The following is a 23,288-nucleotide window of genomic DNA, read 5'->3' as shown; positions in this document are numbered from 1 at the left end:
CTGACGCCGCGCTCGCGACCGTCACTAGGCTCAAATGAATGCGCCTAGGTCGAATCGCCAGCCCGGATGGTGTCTCCTTCGTCAGCATCGAGGGTCCGCTGGAGGATCCCAGCGCGATGACTGCCCGTGAGATCGCCGAGCACCCGTTCGGAACGCCGACGTTTACCGGCCGCTCGTGGCCGGTCGACGACGTCCGGCTGCTGGCCCCGATGCTTGCCGGCAAGGTGGTGTGCGTCGGCAAGAACTACAGCGACCACATCGCCGAGATGGCAAGCTTCGCAACGGGCCCGGCCGCGGCCGATCCGATCATCTTCCTCAAGCCCAACACCGCCATCATCGGACCGAACGTGCCGATTCGCTTGCCCGCCAACGCATCACCCGTGCATTTCGAAGGGGAGTTGGCGGTGGTGATCGGCCGGCCGTGCAAGGACGTGCTCGCCGCTCAGGCCGCCGACAACATCCTGGGCTACACGATCGCCAACGACGTGTCGGCGCGCGACCAGCAACAGGCCGACGGTCAATGGACTCGCGCCAAGGGCCACGACACCTTCTGCCCGGTGGGGCCCTGGGTCGTCACCGACGTCGACCCGGCCGACATCGCGTTGCGCACCGAGGTCAACGGCCAAGTCAAACAGGACAGCCGCACCTCGCTGATGATTCACGACGTCGGCGCCATCGTGGAATGGATCTCGGCGGTGATGACGCTGCTGCCGGGCGATCTGATCCTCACCGGGACCCCGGCCGGCGTCGGTCCCATCGAGGACGGCGACACCGTCTCCGTTTCCATCGAGGGCATCGGCACCCTCTCCAATCCCGTGGTCCGAAAAGGAAAGTCGTGACCGCGCCAGGGGATGTTCGGGTCCGGTTCTGCCCATCGCCCACCGGCACTCCGCACGTCGGGATGGTCCGCACCGCGCTGTTCAACTGGGCCTACGCCCGGCACACCGGGGGCACCTTCGTCTTTCGCATCGAGGACACCGACGCCCAACGCGACAGCGAGGAAAGCTATCTGGCGCTGCTCGACGCGTTGCGCTGGCTCGGCCTGGATTGGGACGAGGGACCCGAGGTCGGCGGACCCCACGGCCCGTACCGGCAATCGCAGCGCGGCGACATCTACCGCGAGGTGGTGGACAAGCTGCTCGCCGCGGGCGAGGCCTACCACGCGTTTTCGACGCCGGAGGAGGTTGAGGCGCGTCACGTGGCCGCCGGCCGCAACCCCAAGCTCGGCTACGACAACTTCGACCGTGAGCTGACCGAGGAGCAGCGCGCGGCGTTCCTGGCCGAAGGACGTAAGCCGGTGGTACGGCTGCGGATGCCCGACGAAGATCTCGCCTGGGATGACCTGGTGCGAGGCACCACCCGGTTCGCGGCGGCCTCGGTACCCGATTTCGCATTGACCCGCGCCAGCGGAGATCCCTTATATACCTTGGTCAATCCGGTCGACGACGCGCTGATGAAGATCACCCATGTGCTGCGAGGCGAAGACATACTGCCGTCGACGCCGCGCCAGCTGGCGCTGTACCAGGCGTTGATCCGGATCGGGGTGGCCGAGCGAACTCCGGAGTTCGCCCACTTGCCAACGGTATTGGGCGAGGGCACCAAAAAGCTGTCCAAGCGCGACCCCCAGTCGAACCTGTTCGCCCATCGCGACCGCGGGTTCATCCCCGAAGGCCTGGTGAATTACCTTGCGCTGCTGGGCTGGGCGATCGCCGACGATCATGACCTGTTCAGCCTCGCCGAAATGGTGGCCGCGTTCGACGTTGTCGACGTCAACTCCAACCCGGCCCGCTTCGATCAGAAGAAGGCCGACGCGCTCAACGCCGAACACATCCGGATGCTCGACGTGGCCGACTTCAGCGGCAGGCTGCGCGACTACTTCGCTGTGCACGGCCATCGGGTGGGGCTCGACGAGGCGGAATTCGCTATCGCGGCCGAGCTGGTGCAGACCCGCATCGTGGTGCTCGGCGACGCGTGGGACCTGCTGAAGTTCCTCAACGACGACGAATACGCGATCGATCCCAAGGCCGCGGCCAAGGAGCTGGGTCCCGACGGGGTCGCCGTATTGGACGCCGCGCTGGCGGCCCTGGACGGCGTGACGGACTGGACCGTCACCTACATCGAGGAGGCGCTCAAAGCCGCGCTGATCGACGGTCTGGCGCTCAAGCCGCGCAAAGCGTTCGGCCCGATCCGGGTCGCCGCGACCGGGACGACGATCAGCCCGCCGCTGTTCGAGTCGCTGGAGCTGCTCGGCCGCGACCGCAGCCTGGCCAGGTTGCGGGCGGCGCGCGAGGGGGTCGGGTAAATCTTTGGTAGTCTGCTCGTCGGCCGACAACGGCTGGCAGAGTGGCTGCAGAAGCTGGCGCGCTAGCCCGCAGAGCATGCTCTGACCAGCGGTTTTAGGTGGCCGATGGGGTATGGTGTAATTGGCAACACAGCGGTTTCTGGTACCGCCATTCTAGGTTCGAGTCCTGGTACCCCAGCCAAATCCGTCAGCCTGCAAGCAGATGCCGAGTGATTAGGTGGCCCCCGTCGGGTGAGCTATGCTGGCAGCTCGGATCGGTTCTGGCCCCGTCGTCTAGCGGCCTAGGACGCCGCCCTCTCACGGCGGTAGCGTGGGTTCGAATCCCATCGGGGCTACAAATTACTGGCCGGTCCCCAGCACGGCCGGTGCGGTGGAACCACCCACCGGCATCGGCGGCAATCCAAGTTTGCGGTGATCCCACGAGCGCGCCCGTCGCGCAACGATGCGGACGCAGACCCGCTTGTTCATCATCTGCTCGACGAACGGCTTCATCTCGTCGGTGTAGGGGCCGGTGTAGCGCTCCCACACGCTGACCCCGACGCGGTGCGCGACGTCCGGGTCGTCGACGATCTCCGCGACGCCTTCGAAGGAAACCCCGCGCAGTGTGTCGTAGGTGTCGCCGTCCTCGATCAGGAAGGTCACCCTCGGGTCGCGGGCCAGGTTGACCGCTTTCTGAGACTTGGCTTTTGTCTCGATCCAGATTTCGCCGTCGACGACGGCGTACCACATGGCGGTCAAATGCGGCTGGCCGTCGGAGCCAATGGTGGCCATTGTTCCGGTACGACTCTTGACGACGAAGTCCGCGATCTCATCGTCGGACATGACGATGCTCGCGCGCTGATTGGTTCCCATGGCGTCAGTTTGTCAGCGGCGGTTTTCGAGTGTGCGCTGAGGGCGGGAATTGTGCGCCCAGGGCGCCCAGGACGCACACTCGAGCGGGCGAGGCGACTAGAGGCGAGGTGACTAGAGACGGCGAGCCATGGCGTCGGCGGCCGAGAGAAGGTCGGCGGCCCAACGCGCTCCGGGTCGCCGGCCGATCCGGTCGATGGGTCCCGATACCGAGATGGCGGCGACGACCACGCCGCGGCCATCACGAACCGGCGCGGACACGCTCGCCACCCCCGGCTCGCGTTCGGCGACGCTTTGCGCCCAACCGCGCCGGCGTACTTCGGCCAGCGTCCGGTCGGTGAACTTCGCCGTCGGCAGCACCGCTTTTTGCGTGGCGACATCGCTGTGCGCCAGCAAGACTTTGGCCCCAGAGCCCGCCGTCATCGGCAGCCGAGCCCCGACCGGCACCGTATCGCGAAGGCCTGCAGACGGTTCCAGGGCGGCCACGCAGACCCGCGACGTGCCCTCGCGGCGGTACAGCTGCACGCTTTCGCCGGTGGTTTCGCGCAAGTGGGGGAGCACTGCCGCGCCCGCCGCCAGCAACGGATCGTCGATGTGGGCGGCTAATTCGGTCAGCGCGGGACCCAACCGCCAACGCCCGTCGTCGTCGCGCGCCAGCAGGCGATGTACCTCCAGCGCGGCGGCAAGCCGGTACGTGGTGGCTCGCGGAAAACCGGTTCGTTCGCACAGTTCGGCCAACCCGCAGGGCGATTCCGCGATCGTGTGCAGCACATCCACGGCTTTATCCAGGACGCCGATGCCGCTATGCTGTCTCATAGAGAGATACTAGCGTCTCGCATTATGAGATCACAGCCCAGATTGATCGGCGAGCCGCGATTGAGGCGAATAGAGGCGAGTTCACGATGGGAACCGACGCACCAGGCGGCAAGCCGCGCACCCTGGCCGAAAAGGTATGGGAAGACCACGTTGTGGTCTCGGGTGAGGGCAGCGCGCCGGACTTGATCTACATCGACCTGCATTTGGTGCACGAGGTCACCAGCCCGCAGGCGTTCGACGGCCTGCGCCTGGCCGGCCGACCGGTGCGCAGGACCGACCTGACGATCGCCACCGAGGACCACAACGTGCCCACCGTCGACATCGACAAGCCGATCGCCGACCCGGTATCGCGCACTCAGGTCGAGACATTGCGGCGCAACTGCGCCGAATTCGGTGTCCGCCTATACCCGATGGGCGATATCGAGCAGGGCATCGTGCATGTCGTCGGACCGCAATTGGGGTTGACCCAGCCGGGAATGACGGTGGTCTGTGGGGACAGTCACACGTCGACCCACGGCGCATTCGGTGCGATTGCCATGGGCATCGGCACCTCGGAAGTCGAGCATGTGCTGGCAACCCAGACGTTGCCGTTGCGGCCCTTCAAAACAATGGCGGTCAATGTCGACGGCGAATTGCCGCCCGGCGTGAGCGCCAAGGACATCATCCTCGCGCTGATCGCCAAGATCGGTACCGGCGGTGGGCAAGGTCATGTCATCGAATATCGGGGCAGCGCGATCCAATCGCTGTCCATGGAAGGCCGGATGACGGTCTGCAACATGAGTATCGAGGCCGGGGCCCGGGCCGGAATGGTCGCGCCGGACGAGACGACCTACGAATTCCTGCGGGGCCGCCCGCACGCGCCCACCGGCGCGCAATGGGACGCCGCGCTGCAGTACTGGCAACAGCTGCGCACCGACGACGGCGCCGTGTTCGACACCGAGGTCTATCTCGATGCGGAGTCGTTGACCCCGTTCGTCACGTGGGGGACCAACCCGGGCCAGGGTGTGCCATTGGGTGCGGCGGTGCCGGACCCCGATCTGATGACCAACGACGACGAGCGGCAGGCCGCGGAGAAAGCGTTGGCATATATGGACCTTCGGGCGGGCATGCCGATGCGGGAGATCGCCGTCGACGCGGTGTTCGTCGGGTCGTGCACCAACGGTCGGATCGAAGATCTGCGGGTGGTGGCCGAGGTGCTGCGCGGTCGCACTGTGGCCCAGGGCGTGCGAATGCTGGTCGTTCCGGGCTCGATGCGGGTGCGCGCGCAAGCCGAAGCCGAAGGGCTCAGTGAGGTATTCACCGCCGCCGGCGCCGAATGGCGGCAGGCCGGCTGCTCGATGTGCCTGGGCATGAACCCCGATCAGCTTGCCCCCGGCGAGCGTTGCGCCGCGACGTCGAACCGCAACTTCGAAGGGCGGCAGGGTAAAGGCGGCCGTACGCATTTGGTGTCACCGGCCGTCGCCGCGGCAACCGCGGTCCGCGGCACCCTTTCCGCTCCCGCTGACTTGAACTGAAAACGAAATCGAGGCGAAGATGGAAGCCTTTCACACCCACACCGGGATCGGCGTGCCGCTGCGGCGCTCCAATGTCGATACCGACCAGATCATTCCCGCGGTGTATTTGAAGCGCGTCACCCGAACCGGTTTCGAGGACGGCTTGTTCGCGACATGGCGGTCGGATCCGTCATTCGTGCTCAACCTCAGTCCATTTGACCGAGGCTCGGTCTTGGTCGCCGGACCCGACTTCGGGACCGGATCGTCGCGCGAGCATGCGGTATGGGCATTGATGGACTACGGGTTCCGGGTAGTCATCTCGTCTCGATTCGGTGACATCTTTCGGGGCAACGCGGGTAAGGCGGGGCTGCTGGCAGCCGAAGTCAGCCAAGACGGCGTGGAACTGCTTTGGAAGCTCATCGAGCAGAGTCCGGGACTGGAAATCACTGCCAATCTTCAAGATCGAAATGTCACCGCGGGAACGACGGTGCTGCCGTTCAAGATTGACGACCACACCGCGTGGCGACTGCTCGAAGGACTCGACGATATAGGCCTTACGCTGCAGAAACTCGACGAGCTCGAGTCTTTCGAGACGGCCCGTCCGGATTGGAAACCGCGCACTCTGCCGACCCCATGAACGGTTGATCGGGGTCGAATTCCGCCCCGATCACCTTACCTAGCAAGGCTTATTTTTCGCCTGCGTCACCGACCAAGGGCGGCAACCGGATTGCGGAATTTCCTGTCGCTTAGCCGTGAAATTGCGCGTGGCGCTTGGCAATTTGCTGGGTAAGGGTTTACCGTGTTCGCTAGTCGGTTCCCAAAATGGGACCACTGGCTTCGGAGGGTTTGGATGAACAAAGCAGAGCTCATAGATGTGCTCACACAGAAATTGGGCTCGGACCGTCGGCAGGCGACCGCCGCCGTCGAGAATGTTGTCGACACCATCGTGCGTGCGGTGCACAAGGGCGACAGCGTGACCATCACCGGGTTCGGTGTGTTCGAACAACGGCGCCGCGCAGCACGTGTGGCCCGCAACCCGCGTACCGGTGAGACGGTGAAGGTAAAGCCGACGTCCGTCCCCGCGTTCCGCCCGGGTGCTCAATTCAAAGCGGTTGTTGCTGGCGCACAGCGCCTCCCGTCGGAAGGACCGGCCGTGAAACGTGGTGTTGTTGCAGGCGCAGCCAAGAAGGTTGCCAAGAAGGCTCCCGCCAAGAAGGCTGCGGTGAAGAAGGCCGCGACCAAGGCCCCGGCCAAGAAGGCCGCGACCAAGGCTCCGGCCAAGAAGGCCGCGACCAAGGCTCCGGTCAAGAAGGCCGTGACCAAGGCTCCGGTCAAGAAAGCGGTCAAGGCCGTGAAGAAGGTCGTTGCCAAGGCGCCGGTGCGCAAGGCCGCAACCAAGGCTCCGGCCAAGAAGGTTGCGAAGAAGGCGCCGGCCAAGAAGGCTGCTGCCAAGCGCGGTCGCAAGTAGGTCAACCTAGTTCAGACGCGAATACCCTTCGGGCAGCATCGCTGCCCCGAAGGGTATTTCGTGTGTCAGGCCCGAACGTTGGCGGCCAGCGCGCCGCCGATGTGATCGGCCGCCACTAGTCGGCCTTTGGACAGCGACAGTACCCACGTGCTGCCCTTGTGGTTGCGCGACTTATCCGGGTGCACCCCGTCGCGTTCGCACCACCACGTGATCAGATCCGGAATCACCTTGCCCTGCGTGCAGATCACCGGTGTGCCCTTGTGGCGGGCGATACGCAGCATCCGGTGCCGGCCGCGTTTGGGATTCTTGGCGTAAGACTCCTCGGTGAGGGTGGACTCGTTCTCGATCGTCACACCCAGCTCTTCGGCGAGCGGTCCAACCGTCTGGTGGCAGCGCACCCGATCGGCGGCGTACACGTCGGTGGCGCCGAACGCCATCAACTGCGCGACCAACGCCTCGGCCTGCGCGCGTCCTTTTTTGTCCAACGGCCGCTTGGTGTCGTCTCCGGAGAAGCGCGACTTCCGGCCCGCGGTGCCGTGCCGTACCACCAACACGGTGCGGGTGTCCGCCGGTTGTTTTGTGAAGCGCTGCAACACGTTTCGGTCTTGGGCGTAGTCGAGTTTCTTCATCGCATCGGCGACGGACAACCAGATCAGTTCGTCGACCTCTTTGCCCGGCTCGAATTTGCCACCGGTGCTGCGCGCCGCCCAGTAGTACACCTTTTTGACACCCTGGTCGATCGGGTAGCTCACCTTGTTGAGCCGCCTGCCGAGGATGGCGTGGTGTCCGGTCTCCTCCAGCACTTCGCGTACCGCGGCCACCGGTGCCGTTTCACCCGGGTCCACTTTGCCCTTGGGGAGCGACCAGTCGTTGTAGCGGGGACGGTGGATGAGGGCGATCTCGAGCTCGGGGTTGTCTGAATCAGCACTGCTGTGTCGCCACAGCACCGCGCCCGCGGCGTAGACAGTCCGCTTCCCTGAGCGCCGACCGCCTGACGAGTTCTGGTCCGACACCACACTCCTGCAGGTCAATTCGGCCAGCGCCACGCCGGCCTTTGGGTGGCCTGGAAAGTTACCACATAGCGTTAGGCGCCGCGGTGCCGCTCCATCAGTGACTCCTGGTGGTCGCGCACCGAGTGACCTTCCCGTGGCGACGCGATCCACTGCCCGTCGGACGCGAGCTCCCAGCACCGCGTCGACGGGTCCATCGCGGACTCGAACAGTTCGTTCAGATACGTGGTCAGCTTCGGATCCTTGACCTGAACCAGCGCCTCCACGCGCCGGTCGAGGTTGCGGTGCATCATGTCGGCGCTACCGATCCAGAATTCGTTGATGCGACTGAAATGCATGATCCGCGAGTGCTCCAGGAATCGGCCGAGGATCGAACGGACCGCAATGTTGTCCGAGAAGCCTTCGGTGCCAGGGCGCAGCGCGCAGATGCCGCGCACCACCACCTCGACCCGCACGCCGGCTTGCGACGCGCGATACAGCGCGTCGATGACCTGCTCGTCGACCAGAGCGTTCATCTTCACCCGGATCCGGCCGCCGCCGTGTTCGCGGTGGGCCGCAACCTCGCGCTCGACGCGCTCGATGATGCCGGTGCGAATGCTGTGCGGGGCAACCAGCAGGTTGCGGTAGGAGACCTTGCGCGAGTAGCCGGTCAGCGAATTGAACAGGTCGGTCAGGTCGGCCCCGATGTCGGGGGATGCCGTGAGCAGACCGACGTCCTCGTACAGTCGCGCCGTCTTCCCGTTGTAGTTGCCGGTCCCGATGTGGCAGTAGCGCCGGATGGTTGAGCCTTCGCGGCGCACCACCAGGCAGGTCTTGCAGTGCGTCTTGAGTCCGACGTACCCGTAGACGACGTGCACGCCCGCTTGCTCAAGGGTGCGTGCCCAGCGGATGTTGGCCTGCTCGTCGAAGCGTGCCTTGATCTCCACCATTGCCACGACTTGCTTTCCGGCCTCGGCGGCTTGGATGAGCGCCCGAACGATCGGCGAGTCACCCGAGGTGCGGTACAGCGTCTGCTTGATCGCCAGCACGTTGGGGTCGGCGGCGGCCTGCTCGATGAATCGCTGCACGCTCGTCGAGAACGACTCATACGGATGGTGAAGCAGCACATCACCTTCGCGCAGCGTCGAGAAAATGCTGCGCGGCGTTTCGCGATCGACGAAGGCGGGACTGGTGGCCGGGACGAATGTCCGGTCCTTGAGTGCCGGACGGTCGACTCCGTAGATCTGCCACAGCGACGAGAGGTCGAGCAGCCCGGGGACTTCAATGACGTCACCGGGATTCACGTCGAGTTCGCGCAGCAGCAGCTCCAACATGCTCTCGGTCATGTCGTCGGCGATCTCGAGCCGCACCGGCGAACCGAACCGCCGGCGCGCCAATTCCCGTTCCAGCGCCTGCAACAGGTCTTCGTCGCGGTCCTCTTCAACCTCGTAATCGGCGTTACGGGTAATGCGGAACGCGTGATGCTCGACGATCTCCATGCCCGGGAAAAGCGCCGGGAGGAAGGCCGCGATCAGTTCTTCCGTTGGCAGGTAGCGGATTACCTCGTTTCCGTCCGTGTCACGACCGAGTTCGACGAAGCGATCGACGTTGTCGGGCACCTTGACTCGGGCGAAGTGCTGACCGCCGTCGTCCTTGACCGTGACGGCCAGGTTCAGGCTCAGCCCGCTCACGAACGGGAACGGGTGCGCCGGGTCGACGGCGAGTGGGGTCAGGACCGGGAAGACCTGCTCGTTGAAATAGGTCGACAGTTGGTCGCGCTCAGCCTGATCCAAATCGGCCCACGTGACGATATAGATGCCTTCGTGTGCGAGCGCCGGTCGCACCGAGTCGAGGAACTCGCGCGCGTGCCGGGTCGCGATCCGCTGCGTTTGTTCGCCGATGCGGGCCAGTTGCTCACGCGGCGTTAGGCCGTCGGCCGAGCGGACGGACAGTCCCATCTCGTCGCGACGCTTGAGGCCGGCGACCCGGACCATGTAGAACTCGTCGAGATTCGACGCGAAGATCGCCAGGAATTTGGCTCGTTCCAACAGCGGCAGCGAGGTGTCGGCGGCCAGCGCCAGCACCCGCGAGTTGAAGTCCAGCCAGCTCAGTTCCCGGTTGAGGTAACGGTCTTCCGGCAGCGCATCGTCGATCGCCGCGGGGGTCGTAGCGGGGGGTGCTCCCAGGGCGCTGTCGCCGGGTTGCCACACAGTTTCGTCAAGCCGTGCTTCAGCTTCGATTTCGGTCACCAAGGAATCATTGCTCATCACCGGGTGGTGCTGCTAGCGCTCGGTAGAGATCCATCCGCCGTTGGCGCGCCGTTCATCCCCCGGACAGGTTTGCCACGTTCGGATTTTCAGGCGTGGCCGATGGCGCGGGCGGTTGCCCCTCCGACGCCGAGCCGGCGGGCGGCGATCAAATCGGCGGGGGTGTCGACGTCGCAGCGCAGGCCGGGCCACGCGCCCGTCAGCTCGATCGCACCCGAACGACGATGCCGCGCGGCCGAATCCGACCCGAACTGTGGATCCAACGCGGTGCCGAATGCGCACAGTGCGGCGGTGCCGGTCGCCAGCCGGTCGGCAACGAAGCTGCGCCGGTGCTGGCGTGCGGCAGCGATCGCCTCGGCCAGCTCTTGTGTCTGTAGTGCGGGCAAATCACCTTGCAGGGCAATAACATTGGAGAAGGATTCGGCCACCGAACGTTCGGCGGTGGCAATCGCATGGTTCAGCGGATCTTCGTGGCCCTCGGGTGTCGGGTCGGCGATCACCTGTGCACCGAGCGCCGCGGCCGCCGCGGCTGCGTCCTCGTCGGGCGTGATGACGGTGATCGAGCCCACCGATCCGACCCCCGCCGCGGCGGTCACGGTGTCCACCAACATGGCCAGCACCACGGTCTCGCGGGTCCGCGCCGAGAACACCGGAGCCAGCCTGGTCTTGGCGGCGGCCAACCGCTTGACGGCGATGATCAACGCCACATCGCCGGCACCATCGGTCTGCGCGCCGCTCATGACGTCAATCCTGCCAGCGTGTGATGTCGCCCCGGTCGCGAGCATCAATGGTGACGGCCGCCCGTCCCTGTTCTAGGGTGTAGCGGCTGCAGATGCCGCGTTGATGACCGAATGGGATGGGAAATGGCCAGCACAGCGGGCGCCGTTGCGGTGATGGGCGCCGGAGCATGGGGAACGTCGCTGGCCAAGGTGCTCGCCGAGGCCGCCGAAACGTCCGGAGCGCCGGAAGCCGAGATCAGGCTGTGGGCGCGGCGATCCGATGTGGCCGAGCAGATCAACGCCACCCGCTACAACCCCGCCTACCTGCCCGGCACCGAGCTGCCACCGGCCATCCGGGCCACCGCCGACGCGGCCGAGGCGCTGCGCGGAGTGACGACGGTGCTGCTGGGCGTCCCGGCCCAGAACCTGCGCAGCAACCTCGAGCAGTGGGCTCCCCTGATCGCCGACGGCGCGACCCTGGTCAGCCTGGCCAAGGGCATCGAGCTGGGCACCCTGATGCGAATGAGCCAGGTCATCGTCTCGGTGACCGGCGCAGACCCGTCGCAGATCGCGGTGATCTCCGGGCCGAACCTGGCCAGCGAAATCGCCGAATGCCAACCCACCGCCACGGTGATCGCGTGCAGCGACTCCGGCCGTGCGGTCGCGCTGCAGCGCATGCTGAACACCGGGTACTTCCGCCCGTACACCAACAGTGATGTGGTCGGGACCGAGATCGGCGGAGCCTGCAAGAACGTCATCGCGCTCGCGTGCGGGATGGCCGCCGGTGTGGGCCTGGGCGAGAACACCGCCGCGGCGATCATTACCCGCGGTCTGGCCGAGATCATGCGGCTGGGCATCGCGCTGGGCGCCAAGGGCGCGACGCTGGCCGGCCTGGCCGGTGTGGGTGATCTGGTGGCCACCTGCACGTCGCCGCATTCGCGCAACCGCTCGATGGGTGAGCGCCTGGGGCGGGGCGCAAGCATGCAGTCGGCGCTGGAGGGAAAGGACGGGCACGTCGTCGAGGGCGTGACGTCGTGCGAATCCGTGCTTGCGCTGGCGTCCAGCTACGACGTCGAGATGCCGCTCACCGATGCGGTGCACCGGGTCTGCCACAAGGGCCTTTCGGTCGACGAGGCGATGGCCCTGCTGCTCGGCCGCAGCACCAAGCCGGAGTGAGCGCGTTGCCGGCCGGTGGTCCGGCAAAACCCCCGCTACGGGTCGGCGCTCCGACCTCTCGGCCTGCCAACCGGTAGCCTCTCCAGGTTGTGAACGCCAGCGATGCGACCAACCGGCCCTCCGTGTCAGGGGGTAGCCGGGTGCGTGTCGCCGTCGTGTTCGGTGGGCGCAGCAACGAGCACGCCATCTCCTGTGTGTCGGCGGGCAGCATCCTGCGCAACCTCGACCCGCAGCGATTCGATGTGGTCGCGATCGGCATCACCCCCGAAGGGTCATGGGTGCTCACCGACGGCGACCCGGACGCGCTGGCGATCAGCAACCGGCAACTGCCCGGGGTGACCACCGAATCGGGAACCGAGCTGGCGCTGCCGGCCGACCCGCGGCGCAGCGGCCAACTGGTGTCACTACCGCCGGGCGCCAGTGAAGTGCTGGGATCGGTCGACGTGGTGTTCCCGGTGCTGCACGGCCCCTACGGCGAGGACGGCACGATCCAGGGGCTGCTCGAACTCGCCGGCGTGCCGTACGTCGGCGCCGGCGTGCTGTCCAGCGCCGTCGGGATGGACAAGGAATTCACCAAGAAGCTGCTTGTCGCCGAGGGAATTCCGGTCGGCCCGTACACGGTGCTGCGCCCGTCGCAGCAGGCGCTGCCCCCCGAGGAGCGTGAGCGGCTGGGCCTGCCGGTGTTCGTCAAACCCGCACGCGGTGGGTCGTCGATCGGTGTCAACCGGGTGGCGAGTTGGGATGAACTGGCCGCCGCGGTGGCCGATGCCCGCCGGCACGATCCGAAGGTGATCGTCGAAGCCGCGATCAACGGTCGCGAGCTGGAGTGCGGTGTGCTCGAAATGCCAGACGGCACAATAGAAGCCAGCACGGTAGGGGAGATCCGGGTAGCCGGCGTGCGCGGACGCGAGGACAGCTTCTACGACTTCGCTACCAAATACCTCGACGACGCAGCGGAATTGGATGTGCCCGCCAAGGTCGACGACGACATCGCGGACGGCGTGCGCCAATTGGCGATCCGGGCGTTCAAGGCCATCGACTGCCAGGGCCTGGCCCGAGTCGACTTCTTCCTCACGGACGACGGGCCGGTGATCAACGAGGTCAACACGATGCCGGGGTTCACCACGATCTCGATGTACCCGAGGATGTGGGCGGCCAGCGGCATCGACTATCGGAGTCTGCTGGCGACCATGGTGGAAACGGCCTTGGTCCGGGGCACGGGTCTGCGCTAACGCGCAGCAGGCCGGGCCGGGTCGATGGGCACCGCCGTGATGGTGTGGTCGATCACCTCGGAGAGCTGCTGGATCGGTGTCGGCCCGGATCCCGACGGCAGGGTCAGCGCCAGATACACCGGCCGGTCCACCGTGTACCAGGTGGATCTGCCTGCGTCACCGGCGGATTGCTGATCGGCCGCCACCTCGAACCACTGCACCCGGTCCACGACCTGGATCGCGGATCCCACCACGAAGCCGGTCGGGCGGTCGAGCCCGCAGCGCAATACCACCGGCTCGTTGCCGGTTCCGGTGCGCCAAGCGGTCGCGCCCTCGGGTGCCGGCTGTGCCAGCGGCGCGCGCTGATAGTCGCCGAGGCGCTGCGGCAGCTCGGCCGATAGCGCGTGGCATGCCGGGCTTCCGGCCTGCGGAGCCGGCACGGAGGGAAGCGCGACCGGCTGCGGCGGCGCTTCGCGGGTTGCCGCGATGACGAGCACGACGCCGATCGCGACGACCGCCACCACAACCGCGGCGATCAGCAGGGCCCGCGGCGGTCCGCCTGGGTCCTCGGAGTCCGAACCGGTCATCATCGCCCGGCCGTCGACGCCCGGAGCATCGACCACCCGGGCACCTCCCATCTCATACACTGGCGCCGTCCGCTCACGCGGGCAGGGACAAACTTACCGCAGGTCGGACCGCTGGACGAGGGCCGCGCATGGCCGATGCGCGCCGCAGGAGGCTACGTGCGCGAAGAAGTTTCCGGGGAGTCGCCCACGTTGGGCCAGCTCGGTGAGTTCGCCGTCATCGACCGGCTGGTGCGTGGCCGCGTTCAGCCCCACACCGTGCTGGTGGGTCCCGGCGACGACGCGGCGGTGGTGTCGGCCGGTGACGGCCGCAGCCTGGTCTCGACCGACATGCTGGTGGCGGGCCGGCATTTCCGGCTGGACTGGTCCACGCCGCACGACGTCGGCCGCAAGGCCATCGCCCAGAACGCCGCGGACATCGAGGCGATGGGCGGACGGGCCACGGCATTCGTGGTCGGCTTCGGTGCGCCCGCCGATACCGCGATAGCGGACACCGACGCCTTGGTCGACGGAATGTGGGACGAGGCAGCGCGAATCGGGGCCGGCATCGTCGGCGGCGATCTGGTCAGCGCGCCGCTATGGGTGTTGTCGGTGGCGGTGCTGGGCGACCTGGGCGGCCGGGCGCCGGTGCTGCGCTCGGGAGCAAAACCCGGTGCGGTGGTTGCCGTCACCGGTGAATTGGGCCGCTCGGCAGCGGGATATTCGTTGTGGTGCAACGACATTAGCGGATTCGACGAACTGCGTGCCCGTCATTTGGTGCCCGAGCCGCCCTACGGGCAGGGCGCGGTGGCCGCGGATGCGGGTGCGCAGGCGATGATCGACATCTCCGACGGTCTGGTCGCCGATCTGCGGCACGTGGCCGACGCGTCGGGGGTGGGTATCGATTTGTCGACCGCGGCGCTGGCTCCCGATCGCGACGCGCTGGGCGCGGCCGCCGCGGCGGCGGGCATCGATGCATGGTCGTGGGTGCTGGGCGGCGGCGAAGACCACGCCCTGGTGGCCTCTTTCGCCGGCCCGGTGCCACCCGGGTGGCGCGTCATCGGGCAGGTGCTCGACGGCCCGGCCCGGGTGCTCGTCGACGGCGCGCAGTGGCAGGGATACGCGGGCTGGCAGTCGTTCGAGGGTTAGGGTGGAGCGTGACCGCACGTCCATTGAGTGAACTCGTCGAGCAGGGTTGGGCCGCCGCACTCGAGCCGGTTGCCGAGCAGGTGACCAAGATGGGGCAATTTCTGCGAGACGAGATTTCGGCCGGCCGCAAATACCTGCCCGCGGGTCCGAACGTGTTGCGCGCCTTCACCTTTCCATTCGACCAGGTGCGGGTGCTGATCGTCGGGCAAGACCCCTACCCGACACCCGGGCATGCCGTGGGCCTGAGCTTCTCGGTGGCTGCCGAGGTGCGGCCACTGCCGCGCAGCCTGTCCAACATCTTCGACGAATACTCGGCCGACCTGGGTTACCCGCCACCTTCGTGTGGCGATCTGACGCCCTGGGCGCAGCGCGGCGTGCTGCTGTTGAACAGGGTGCTGACGGTTCGGCCGAGCAACCCGGCATCGCATCGCGGGAAGGGCTGGGAAGCCGTCACCGAGTGCGCGATCCGCGCCCTGGTCGGGCGGTCGCAGCCGATGGTGGCGATCCTGTGGGGCCGCGACGCGTCGACGCTCAAACCTGTTCTGGCAGAGGGCAATTGTGTGTCGATCGAGTCGCCACACCCCTCGCCGCTGTCCGCCTCGCGCGGATTCTTCGGGTCGCGTCCGTTCAGCCGCGCCAACGAGCTGCTCGCCGGGATGGGAGCCGACCCGATCGACTGGCGGCTGCCCTGAGCGCAGCGGCCGGCGCTCACTCGGGAAAGTTCACGTCCTTCGTGACGGCTTTCCACTCTTCGATCGACGCCGACATCGCGGTGATCTTGTCGCGCATCGCCTTCAGCACATCGCGGCCCAGCAGTAGCCGCAGCGGTGGCTCGTCGAGGGTGGTCACCATCAGCACCGCCTCGGCCACCTTGCGCGGGTCGCCCGGCAGGTGATCGGCGAACTGCTTGATCAGGTCCTTGCGCGCTGCCACGTCGGCGTAGGCGGCTATCGGGCTGCCCGACTCCTTCATCGAGCGCGTCGCCCAGTCGGTACGGAACGCGCCCGGCTCGATCGCGGTCACCTTGATGCCCAATGGCCGCACCTCGGTGGCCAGTGCTTCGGTCACCGCCTCGAGCGCGAACTTGGTCGACGAGTAATAGGCGTTGGGCGGGTTGGCCACCAGGCCGGTCATCGACGAGATGTTGATGATGTGGCCGGCGCCCCGGGCGCGCATCGCGGGCAGCACCGCCTTGATCATGTCGACGGCTCCGAAGTAGTTGACGTCGAATAACTTTCGAACCTCGGCGTCCTCGCCCTCTTCCACCGAGGACAGGTAACCGTGACCGGCGTTGTTGACCAGGACGTCGATCCCGCCGAACGCCTCGTCGGCCGCCGACACCGCCGCCGCGATCTGGGCGGCGTCGGTCACGTCGAGCGCGACAGCTACCGCCCGGTCCCCGAATTCGTCGGCGAGATCGGCCACCGCATCGGCCCGCCGCGCGGTCACCACCACGCTGTGGCCGGTTTCCAGTGCGGCGCGGGCGATCTCGCGTCCGAAACCGGTGGAGCAACCGGTGATCAGCCAGCGCGCCATCTCAGGCCGTCCCTTCCGGCAGCCGGCGCAGATAGGCGGCGCGCCGGTCGGCCAGTTGGGCGGCCCGGTCTTGCGCGCTGACCCGCGGCAGGTGCGGCACCTCGGCATCGAGCCGGTCGAGCTTGATCACCCGGCCGCGCGCGCCGAGGTCATCGCGGGGACCGTTCTCGCCGAACTCCGCCATGCGCAGGGTCAGGATGGCCTCGCGCAGGCCGTCGGAGTCGATCCAGTTCGCGACGCCGGGGTCGACCGGCGAGATCACGTAGGTGTAGGTGCCGTCCTCGTTACGGACCGACTGCGCCTTGTTCAGGCTGCCGGTGCGATCGACGAGATCGAGTGTGGTGCCCCAGATATTGCTCAGCGGCACGGTGAAGTACTCGGCGCCACCGTCGCTGAGGTCGACGACGAAAGCCTCGTCGGGCTGGAGTTCGAAGCGGCCCATCACGTAAACCTGATTACGCATCGCGCCGACCTTGTCCGCCGACCAGGCCAGGTTGAAATGGTTGGCCGGCATCTTGTACACGCCATGGCTGAGCTTGCCGGTGAAGTTGGCGAAATAATCCATCATCGCCGCGGTCGCCTCGGCCTGCTCGTCGAGCGTGCGCGCCGGCGTTGCCGGTGAGCCGCCAAGTCGTTGCACCTCGATGTGATTGGGGTCATCGCGGCCCCAGTCCAGTAGCACGTCGCGGATGTAGAACTCGTGGGCCTCCGGCGTGCTCCGCACGTGATTGGGCCGCCCGTTGGCCGGGTCGGCATCGACGGTGATGGTGTAGCTGCCGTCGGAGTCGACCGCCATGGTGCGGCCGTTGAGCACATCGACGGTGCCCATCCGCGCATCCCAGAGCGTGAAGTAGTTCTCGGTCATGCGGTGGGCGCCGACGCGGCCGCGGATCTCGTAGCGCTCGTCGCCCGAGATCGGGATCACCCGGTACACGCTGTCGGGATTGTCGATGCCCCAACGCGATCCGGGAATGCGACGGCCCTCCACCGGGTGGGCCAGCCGCGTGATGCAGCTGACCTTGGGCCGTAGCTTGTCCTGATTGGACGACCATACCGCCGCGGAGAACATCACCTCGGCGAACGAATCGTCGAATCGCTCGCGCATCGCCTCGGACGCCTTGGCACGGCCCAGCCAGGTCTCGGCCACCGTGCGATAGGCGGCCTTGACGGTGGGGTGCTCGATCAAGTCGAGGGCGGCCAGCTCCTGTTCGCGCTGGGACGCGGTCGAGACGGGATCGTCAGGCATGCGCAGTTCCTCCGATGTGCTGTCTAAAACGCTTGTTGTACAAGGTGAATCGCTCGTCGACCTGCTCGGGTCGCAGGCCGTAGTTCTGCAGCCCGTAGGGCGGGCGGGCGGCTTCGCGGGGACGCTGCACCAGCCAGCGCCGCATCGAATCCTCGGCGGCGGCGGTGAACGGCAAGCGGGCGGCGTCGTAGACGCGGGCCACCTGCCCGATCGGGTCGGCGACCGCGTCGTCGAACCCGATGTCGGTCACCACCGCAGCGTCGTCTGACCAGCTGTCGCGGGTCGACATGGCCCGGTCATTGGTCCAGCCCATCCGCGCCAGCCATTGCGCACCGACGCGAGGCGCGTCCACCGTGTCGGCGTGCATCGCGTGCAGGGTGGCGTTCAGGCTGGCCCCCGACGCGATCGTGGTGCGCGGGTCGCGATGCATGTGCACGACGTGCAGGTCGGGGAACCGCGTGCGCAGCAGGTCCAGATAGCCAAGGTGCGCGGGCGATTTCAGCACCCAGCGCTGGGCCTGCTGCCCGCGCTGGCGTTTCTGCCACTGGACGAATTGCAGCATGCGGTGCAGGTAGTCGTAGGCGGGGGAGAAGTCCTGCTCGTCCAGCCAGGACCGGTAATGCGGAAGGTGCGCACCGGATTCAGGCACGTGGGACAGAAACGCGTCGGCCAGAAAGACGATCTCTTCTTCGGCTTCGCGCGCGTACATCGGGTGGATGGCGAACAGATCCGGTGCCAGCTCGCGGGACTTCGCTTCGCGCGCTTCGCTGATCGCGATGCGCGGATCGGCGACATCGCTGAACCGGTAGTCCAGCCGGGGCGCGACCTCGACGACTTCCCAGCCGTAGGCGCAGACGAAACGCGGGTCGGCGGCCAGCAGTCGCTGCAGCAGCGTCGTGCCGCTGCGCATCATTCCGACCACGACGATCGGTGCGGCGACCCGCTCGGAGAGAATCTCCGGGTGGCGGCGGATCCACTCCTGGGTGCGAAGCCGCATGCGCAGGCTGTGCACGATGCCCGAGCGCAGGATGTGCACGCCGATGGCGTTGAGGTCGGCGCGCGCGTAGTCGTCCAGCAGCACCCGCAGCGGACCCTCGAATTCGCCGGGGCCCCAGTCGGTCAGCGCCTCTTTGCGCTGCGCGTCGGCCAGTACGCCGGCGGGGTCGAAGGCGCCGCCCAAGTCGCTCGAGGCTGCCACGCGCTCAGAACTTCAGGTGCTGGCTGACGTCGCCGACCTGGTCGACGAACATGATGCGGCTGTCGAACCACCAGGCGCCGTCCAGTCGCTGGAACGTGTCCTTGTAATGCCCGGTGACGATCACCTGCAGCGGAAGGTCGGGGGTGGCCTGCGTGACGCAGTAGTAGGACGTGCTGCGCGCGGTGCCCGCGGCCTCGTCGATGTGCAGTTGCACATTGCTCGTGTTGTGTTTGGTTTTCGGGGTGCCGTCTTCGTAGATGCGCGTGGCCATCTCGTACATCTGCCGCACCCGGGCGGAGCCCTCGAACACCGTCTCCGGCGGACCGTCCTCCACGCCGCAGATGCGGCCATGCGCGAAAAGCCCGGCCACCCCGTCCAGGTCACCCCCGTCGAGGAGCTCGGCGTAGGTGTAGATCAGGTTGGTGATGTCGCGCCCGCTGTCACTCATGCCAAGCCACTCCTGTGCCGTTTGCAGACCATGTTGGCAGAACTGACCCAACTTACATAGAACCGACCATTACTCTTAGTCGCCGTGACGTTACCTTGGACGCCGAGCCGCCTCGGCAACTTGACCGGCAAGCGAGTCATCGTGACCGGAGCAACCAACGGGGTCGGGCTGGGCACCGCGCACGCGCTGGCCAAAGCCGGCGCCCAGGTGATCCTGGCGGTGCGCAACACCGACCTGGGGAAGCAACGAGCCGCCGAGATGAACGGCTCGACGTCGGTGATCAAGCTCGATCTCGCGGACCTGTCGTCGGTGCGTGCTTTCGCCGATCAGGTCGACGGGGAAATCGACATCCTGATCAACAACGCCGGCACGCTCACCGACCGCCGCAAAGAAACCGTCGACGGCTTCGAGATGACGCTGGGCACCAACCTGCTCGGACCGTTCGCGTTGACCAATCTGTTGCTGCCCCGGGTGCGCTCGCAGATCATCAACGTCGGCTCCGACGCGCACAAGTCGGCCACGCTGCGACTCGACGACATGCACCTGCGCCGAAGCAAGTGGACGAGGCTGGGGTCGTATGCACTGTCCAAGCTCGCGGTCATGCTGTGGGGCCTCGAGCTGGATCGCCGGCTGCGCGCCGCCGGATCGCCGATCGTCACCCAGCTCACGCATCCGGGGTGGGTGGCCTCGAACATCTCGAATGTCTCGGACGCGCCGCTGATGTCGTTGGTGCAAAAGGCCGTCACGGTGGTGGCCGACCGGTTCGCCAACGACATCGATGAAGGTGCGGCGTCCACCTTGTACTGCATCAGCGAACCGGTGCCGCCGGGTAGCTTCGTTGGTGTCAGCGGCAGGTTCGGGCTGCGCGGCGAGCCGGCGCTGATCGGCCGCACACCGCTGGCGTCCGACTACGACGAGGCGGCCCTGCTGGTGGCGTTCGCCGAGCAAGAAACCGGCACAAGGCTGGAGGTATAGGCATGGGCGAACTCGACAACAGCGTCGCCGTCATCACCGGCGCGGCGCGCGGCCAGGGTCGCAGCCACGCCGTGGCGCTGGCCGAACAGGGTGCCGACATCATCGCCGTGGACATCTGCGCCGACATCGACGCGATTCCCTACCCGCTGGGCACCAAATCGGACCTCGACGAGACCGTAAAACTCGTCGAAGCCGCGGGCCGCAAGGCGGTGTCCGTCGTCGCCGACGTCCGTGACCTGGCGCAGTTGGAGTCCGCGGTGCGGGCCGGGATCGACGATCTCGGCGAGGTGGACATCGTCATCGCCAACGCCGGGGTGGTGGCGATCGGTGACACCGAGACCCGTTCCGAGCCGGTGTTCAACTCGATCGTCGACACCAACCTGAAGGGCGTCTGGCACACGCTGCTGGCGACGGTGCCGTCGATCATCCGCAAGGGCCGGGGCGGTTCGATCGTGCTGGTCAGCTCGTCGCAGGGCCTGACCGGACGGGGTGGCGACGGTACCGCCGCGATGTTCGCCTACGCCGCGTCCAAGCACGGCGTGGTGGGGCTGATGCGGTCGGCCGCCAATGCCTATGCGCCGCACAAGATTCGGGTCAACTCGGTACACCCGAGCGGAGTCTCGACGCCGATGATCCTCAACGACTTCGTGGTGAACCGGATGCTGGAGAATCCGAACCCGGCCGTTGCGCAGATGCTGCTGCCCGACGTACCGCTGGTCGAGCCGCAAGACGTGACGGAGGCGGTGCTGTGGCTGGTCGGTCCCCGGGCGCGCTACGTGACCGGCGTGTCGATACCCGTCGACGCCGGGCACATCGTCATGTAGGCGCGGCGCCTAGCCGCGTAGGACCTTGCCGGCCTTGATGCAGGACGCGCACACGCTGAGTCGCTTCTTGTTGCCGCCGGGACGCGCCACGACGTGCACCGTCTGGACGTTCGGGTCCCAGCGCCGGCTGGTGCGCCGGTGGGAGTGCGACACCGACTTGCCGAAGCCGGGGCCTTTCCCGCAGATTTCGCACACAGCGGCCATCGTTCCAGCTCCTCAAATGTTCGGGGGTCCGGCACGGATAGATCGCGCCGCGACAGCCCAGGATACCGACTGTGGTGGGCAACCACCAAAACGATCCACACAGACGGTTGGCTTACCTCTGAAGCTGTCGCGGCCGCTGGCTAGGCTCAATAGGCCGGTCGGCGGAGGAGGTGGGTGACAGTGGGCAGTTCGGATCGTCTGCTCGACGCACCGGCCCTGCGGGATTGGGCGCACACCGCCGTCAGCGACCTGATCACTCACATCGACGAGATCAACCGCCTCAATGTGTTCCCGGTCGCCGACTCCGATACCGGCGCAAACATGCTGTTCACGATGCGTTCCGCACTGGCCGAGGCCAACGCGGGCGTCGGCGCGGACGGCGGCCCCGGTTGCGTCGCCCGGGCCGCATCGGCGCTGTCGGTGGGCGCGCTCAACGGGGCCCGCGGCAACTCCGGGGTGATCCTGTCGCAGATCCTGCGCGGTATCGCCGACGTCACCGCGACCGCGGCCGCCGAATCCGGCGGTGAACTGCCGCACCTGGACGCCGTGCTGCTCGGGGCGGCGTTGCAGCGCGGCGTCGAGCTGGTCATCACCTCGATGGGTGGGCAGGAGATTCCCGGCACCATCGTCTCGGTGCTGCGGGCCGCCGCCGACGCCGTCGAGAAGTGCGCGAACGACGGGCTGGCCTCGGCGATCACCGCGGCCGGCGACGCGGCGGTGGTCGCGCTGGAAAAGACCCCTGAACAGCTCGACGTGCTGGCCGACGCCGGCGCCGTGGATGCCGGCGGGCGGGGGTTGCTGGTCCTGCTCGACGCGCTGCGTTCGACGGTCGGCGGACCGGCGCCCGCCCGCACGGTCTATGAGCTCTCGCCGCGCATCGAGCCCACGGCGGGCCCTCCCGAACGGCCAACACCGCAGTTCGAGGTCATGTACCGGCTGGACGGGTGTAATCCGCCGGCCGCGAATTCCCTGCGGGACCGGCTGACGAACCTGGGTGATTCGGTAGCCATCGCTGCCGCGCCGTTTACCAACCAAGCCACCTACTCGGTCCACGTGCACACCGACGACGCCGGCGCCGCGGTCGAAGCGGGCCTCGCGGCCGGACGGCTGAGCCGGATCGTGATCTCCGCGCTGAGCTCGGGGGGCATCGGGCTGCCCGCGGGCGGCTGGACCAGGGAACGGGCGGTGCTGGCCGTCGTCGACGGAGACGGCGCCGCCGAGCTGTTCGCCGGGGAGGGCGCCCACGTGCTGCAACCCGCGCCCGAGGCGGGCGACCCGACCACGGGTATCAGCGCGCACCAGCTGATGCGGGCCGTCGTCGACGCCGGTGCCGCACAGGTGATGGTGCTGCCGAATGGCTATGTGGCCGCCGAGGAGTTGGTCGCCGGCTGCACCGCGGCCATCGGCTGGGGCATCGACGTGGTGCCGATACCGACCGGGTCCATGGTGCAGGGGCTGGCCGCGCTGGCCGTGCACGAAACGGACCGGCAGGCGGTCGACGACGGCTACACCATGGCCCGCGCCGCGGGCGGTGCCCGGTACGGATCGGTGCGCATCGCCACCGAGAGCGCGCTGACCTGGGCGGGACGATGTCAGCCGGGCGACGGCCTGGGCATCGCGGGCGACGAGGTGCTGATCGTGGCCGCCGATGCGGCCGGGGCGGCGATCGGCCTGCTCGATCTGCTGCTGGCCTCCGGCGGTGACCTGGTGACCGTGCTGGTCGGTACCGGCATCGACGACGCCGCGGTGACCAACACGCTGCACCAGCACGTGCACGACCATCATCCGGGCACCGAGCTGGTGATCTACCGCACCGGCCATCGCGGCGACGCCTTGCTGATCGGCGTCGAGTGAC

At 67.2% G+C, this 23,288-nt stretch carries 23 protein-coding genes and 2 tRNA genes; 14 read left to right on the top strand and 11 right to left on the bottom strand.

The features are described 5' to 3' along the window. The first annotated feature begins 38 nt into the window (after window positions 1–38). The 4 genes from LMQ14_RS18955 (at window position 39) to LMQ14_RS18940 (ending at window position 2,637) form a co-directional block, all read left to right on the top strand. Window positions 39–839, top strand: coding sequence for a fumarylacetoacetate hydrolase family protein (locus LMQ14_RS18955; protein ID WP_267731064.1), 801 nt, complete (start codon window positions 39–41; stop codon window positions 837–839). Next, window positions 836–2,302, top strand: coding sequence for a glutamate--tRNA ligase (gltX, locus tag LMQ14_RS18950; protein WP_267731063.1), 1,467 nt, complete (start codon window positions 836–838; stop codon window positions 2,300–2,302). Before LMQ14_RS18955 ends, gltX begins: the two co-directional genes overlap by 4 nt. Before the next feature lie 106 nt (window positions 2,303–2,408). Beyond that, a tRNA-Gln gene (locus tag LMQ14_RS18945) sits at window positions 2,409–2,483 on the top strand. A gap of 81 nt (window positions 2,484–2,564) precedes the next feature. After that, window positions 2,565–2,637: transfer RNA gene (locus LMQ14_RS18940), tRNA-Glu, on the top strand. Window positions 2,638–2,641: 4 nt separating this feature from the next. On the opposite strand, the gene LMQ14_RS18935 is transcribed toward LMQ14_RS18940, so the two are convergent. Both LMQ14_RS18935 and LMQ14_RS18930 read right to left on the bottom strand, forming a co-directional pair. Then, window positions 2,642–3,154, bottom strand: a complete 513-nt coding sequence (locus LMQ14_RS18935) for a pyridoxamine 5'-phosphate oxidase family protein (RefSeq protein WP_267731062.1) — start codon at window positions 3,152–3,154, stop codon at window positions 2,642–2,644. A 111-nt stretch (window positions 3,155–3,265) separates the two neighbouring features. After that, window positions 3,266–3,967 carry an IclR family transcriptional regulator gene (locus tag LMQ14_RS18930; RefSeq protein ID WP_267731061.1) on the bottom strand — a complete coding sequence of 234 codons (702 nt, stop codon included), beginning with the start codon at window positions 3,965–3,967 and terminating at the stop codon, window positions 3,266–3,268. An 86-nt stretch (window positions 3,968–4,053) separates the two neighbouring features. Between LMQ14_RS18930 and leuC the strand changes: the two genes are divergently transcribed. The 3 genes from leuC (at window position 4,054) to LMQ14_RS18915 (ending at window position 6,928) form a co-directional block, all read left to right on the top strand. Next, window positions 4,054–5,481, top strand: a complete 1,428-nt coding sequence (leuC, locus tag LMQ14_RS18925) for a 3-isopropylmalate dehydratase large subunit (protein ID WP_267731060.1) — start codon at window positions 4,054–4,056, stop codon at window positions 5,479–5,481. Window positions 5,482–5,500: 19 nt separating this feature from the next. Further along, window positions 5,501–6,097, top strand: a complete 597-nt coding sequence (gene leuD / locus LMQ14_RS18920) for a 3-isopropylmalate dehydratase small subunit (protein ID WP_267731059.1) — start codon at window positions 5,501–5,503, stop codon at window positions 6,095–6,097. A 213-nt stretch (window positions 6,098–6,310) separates the two neighbouring features. After that, on the top strand, window positions 6,311–6,928 hold the full coding sequence (locus tag LMQ14_RS18915) for an HU family DNA-binding protein (RefSeq protein WP_267731058.1): 618 nt from the start codon (window positions 6,311–6,313) through the stop codon (window positions 6,926–6,928). Between the two features lie 65 nt (window positions 6,929–6,993). On the opposite strand, the gene LMQ14_RS18910 is transcribed toward LMQ14_RS18915, so the two are convergent. From LMQ14_RS18910 to cofC, 3 genes are all read right to left on the bottom strand, one after another. Beyond that, window positions 6,994–7,941, bottom strand: a complete 948-nt coding sequence (locus LMQ14_RS18910) for an NUDIX hydrolase (protein WP_267731057.1) — start codon at window positions 7,939–7,941, stop codon at window positions 6,994–6,996. A 71-nt stretch (window positions 7,942–8,012) separates the two neighbouring features. Further along, entirely contained in the window at window positions 8,013–10,187 is a 2,175-nt protein-coding gene (locus tag LMQ14_RS18905) for an RNA degradosome polyphosphate kinase (protein ID WP_267731056.1), read from the bottom strand. Between the two features lie 86 nt (window positions 10,188–10,273). After that, complete coding sequence (gene cofC, locus LMQ14_RS18900) at window positions 10,274–10,924, bottom strand: 2-phospho-L-lactate guanylyltransferase (protein ID WP_267731055.1); 651 nt, start codon at window positions 10,922–10,924, stop codon at window positions 10,274–10,276. Window positions 10,925–11,047: 123 nt separating this feature from the next. Here cofC and LMQ14_RS18895 point away from each other — a divergent pair, with 123 nt between their 5' ends. Both LMQ14_RS18895 and LMQ14_RS18890 read left to right on the top strand, forming a co-directional pair. Further along, a complete protein-coding gene (locus tag LMQ14_RS18895) occupies window positions 11,048–12,079 on the top strand; it encodes an NAD(P)H-dependent glycerol-3-phosphate dehydrogenase (protein ID WP_267731054.1) in 1,032 nt (343 codons plus the stop codon). Between the two features lie 122 nt (window positions 12,080–12,201). Then, on the top strand, window positions 12,202–13,311 hold the full coding sequence (locus LMQ14_RS18890) for a D-alanine--D-alanine ligase family protein (RefSeq protein ID WP_267735591.1): 1,110 nt from the start codon (window positions 12,202–12,204) through the stop codon (window positions 13,309–13,311). On the opposite strand, the gene LMQ14_RS18885 is transcribed toward LMQ14_RS18890, so the two are convergent. Continuing rightward, entirely contained in the window at window positions 13,308–13,880 is a 573-nt protein-coding gene (locus LMQ14_RS18885) for a DUF3515 domain-containing protein (RefSeq protein ID WP_420714697.1), read from the bottom strand. The genes LMQ14_RS18890 and LMQ14_RS18885 overlap by 4 nt on opposite strands. A gap of 132 nt (window positions 13,881–14,012) precedes the next feature. Between LMQ14_RS18885 and LMQ14_RS18880 the strand changes: the two genes are divergently transcribed. Together LMQ14_RS18880 and LMQ14_RS18875 are read left to right on the top strand one after the other, a co-directional pair. Then, window positions 14,013–15,002 (top strand): thiamine-phosphate kinase, encoded by a 990-nt coding sequence (locus LMQ14_RS18880; protein WP_267731053.1) that lies wholly within the window; start codon window positions 14,013–14,015, stop codon window positions 15,000–15,002. 8 nt (window positions 15,003–15,010) lie between these two features. Further along, window positions 15,011–15,694, top strand: coding sequence for a uracil-DNA glycosylase (locus LMQ14_RS18875; protein ID WP_267731052.1), 684 nt, complete (start codon window positions 15,011–15,013; stop codon window positions 15,692–15,694). 16 nt (window positions 15,695–15,710) lie between these two features. Here the strand turns inward: LMQ14_RS18875 and LMQ14_RS18870 are convergent, their stop codons facing one another. Genes LMQ14_RS18870 through LMQ14_RS18855 form a run of 4 tightly spaced genes read right to left on the bottom strand, consistent with a single transcriptional unit; the run spans window position 15,711 to window position 19,430 of the window. Further along, the gene (locus LMQ14_RS18870) at window positions 15,711–16,538 is read right to left on the bottom strand and encodes an oxidoreductase (protein ID WP_267731051.1); all 828 of its coding nucleotides are present in this window, start codon (window positions 16,536–16,538) and stop codon (window positions 15,711–15,713) included. A gap of 1 nt (window position 16,539) precedes the next feature. Further along, window positions 16,540–17,784: a hypothetical protein gene (locus tag LMQ14_RS18865; RefSeq protein WP_267731050.1), complete on the bottom strand. Its 1,245-nt coding sequence runs from the start codon at window positions 17,782–17,784 to the stop codon at window positions 16,540–16,542. Further along, window positions 17,777–18,982 (bottom strand): sulfotransferase family protein, encoded by a 1,206-nt coding sequence (locus LMQ14_RS18860; RefSeq protein WP_267731049.1) that lies wholly within the window; start codon window positions 18,980–18,982, stop codon window positions 17,777–17,779. The genes LMQ14_RS18865 and LMQ14_RS18860 overlap by 8 nt, the downstream gene beginning before the upstream one ends. A gap of 4 nt (window positions 18,983–18,986) precedes the next feature. Beyond that, window positions 18,987–19,430 (bottom strand): nuclear transport factor 2 family protein, encoded by a 444-nt coding sequence (locus tag LMQ14_RS18855; RefSeq protein ID WP_267731048.1) that lies wholly within the window; start codon window positions 19,428–19,430, stop codon window positions 18,987–18,989. A gap of 84 nt (window positions 19,431–19,514) precedes the next feature. On the opposite strand from LMQ14_RS18855, the gene LMQ14_RS18850 reads away from it, so the two are divergent. Next, window positions 19,515–20,405: an SDR family NAD(P)-dependent oxidoreductase gene (locus LMQ14_RS18850; protein ID WP_267731047.1), complete on the top strand. Its 891-nt coding sequence runs from the start codon at window positions 19,515–19,517 to the stop codon at window positions 20,403–20,405. A gap of 2 nt (window positions 20,406–20,407) precedes the next feature. Continuing rightward, the gene (locus LMQ14_RS18845) at window positions 20,408–21,229 is read left to right on the top strand and encodes a mycofactocin-coupled SDR family oxidoreductase (RefSeq protein WP_267731046.1); all 822 of its coding nucleotides are present in this window, start codon (window positions 20,408–20,410) and stop codon (window positions 21,227–21,229) included. Window positions 21,230–21,238: 9 nt separating this feature from the next. Here LMQ14_RS18845 and rpmB read toward each other — a convergent pair whose 3' ends face one another. Continuing rightward, window positions 21,239–21,433, bottom strand: a complete 195-nt coding sequence (gene rpmB / locus LMQ14_RS18840; RefSeq protein WP_267731045.1) for a 50S ribosomal protein L28 — start codon at window positions 21,431–21,433, stop codon at window positions 21,239–21,241. Between the two features lie 180 nt (window positions 21,434–21,613). Here rpmB and LMQ14_RS18835 point away from each other — a divergent pair, with 180 nt between their 5' ends. Then, window positions 21,614–23,287: a DAK2 domain-containing protein gene (locus tag LMQ14_RS18835; protein WP_267735589.1), complete on the top strand. Its 1,674-nt coding sequence runs from the start codon at window positions 21,614–21,616 to the stop codon at window positions 23,285–23,287. Window position 23,288: the final 1 nt, after the last annotated feature.

It is taken from the genome of Mycobacterium sp. Aquia_213, from assembly GCF_026625985.1.
In the GTDB taxonomy this organism is placed as follows: Bacteria; Actinomycetota; Actinomycetes; order Mycobacteriales; family Mycobacteriaceae; genus Mycobacterium.
The sequence above is the reverse complement of the archived record's forward strand: the minus strand, read 5'-3'. Positions and strand labels throughout refer to the sequence as shown.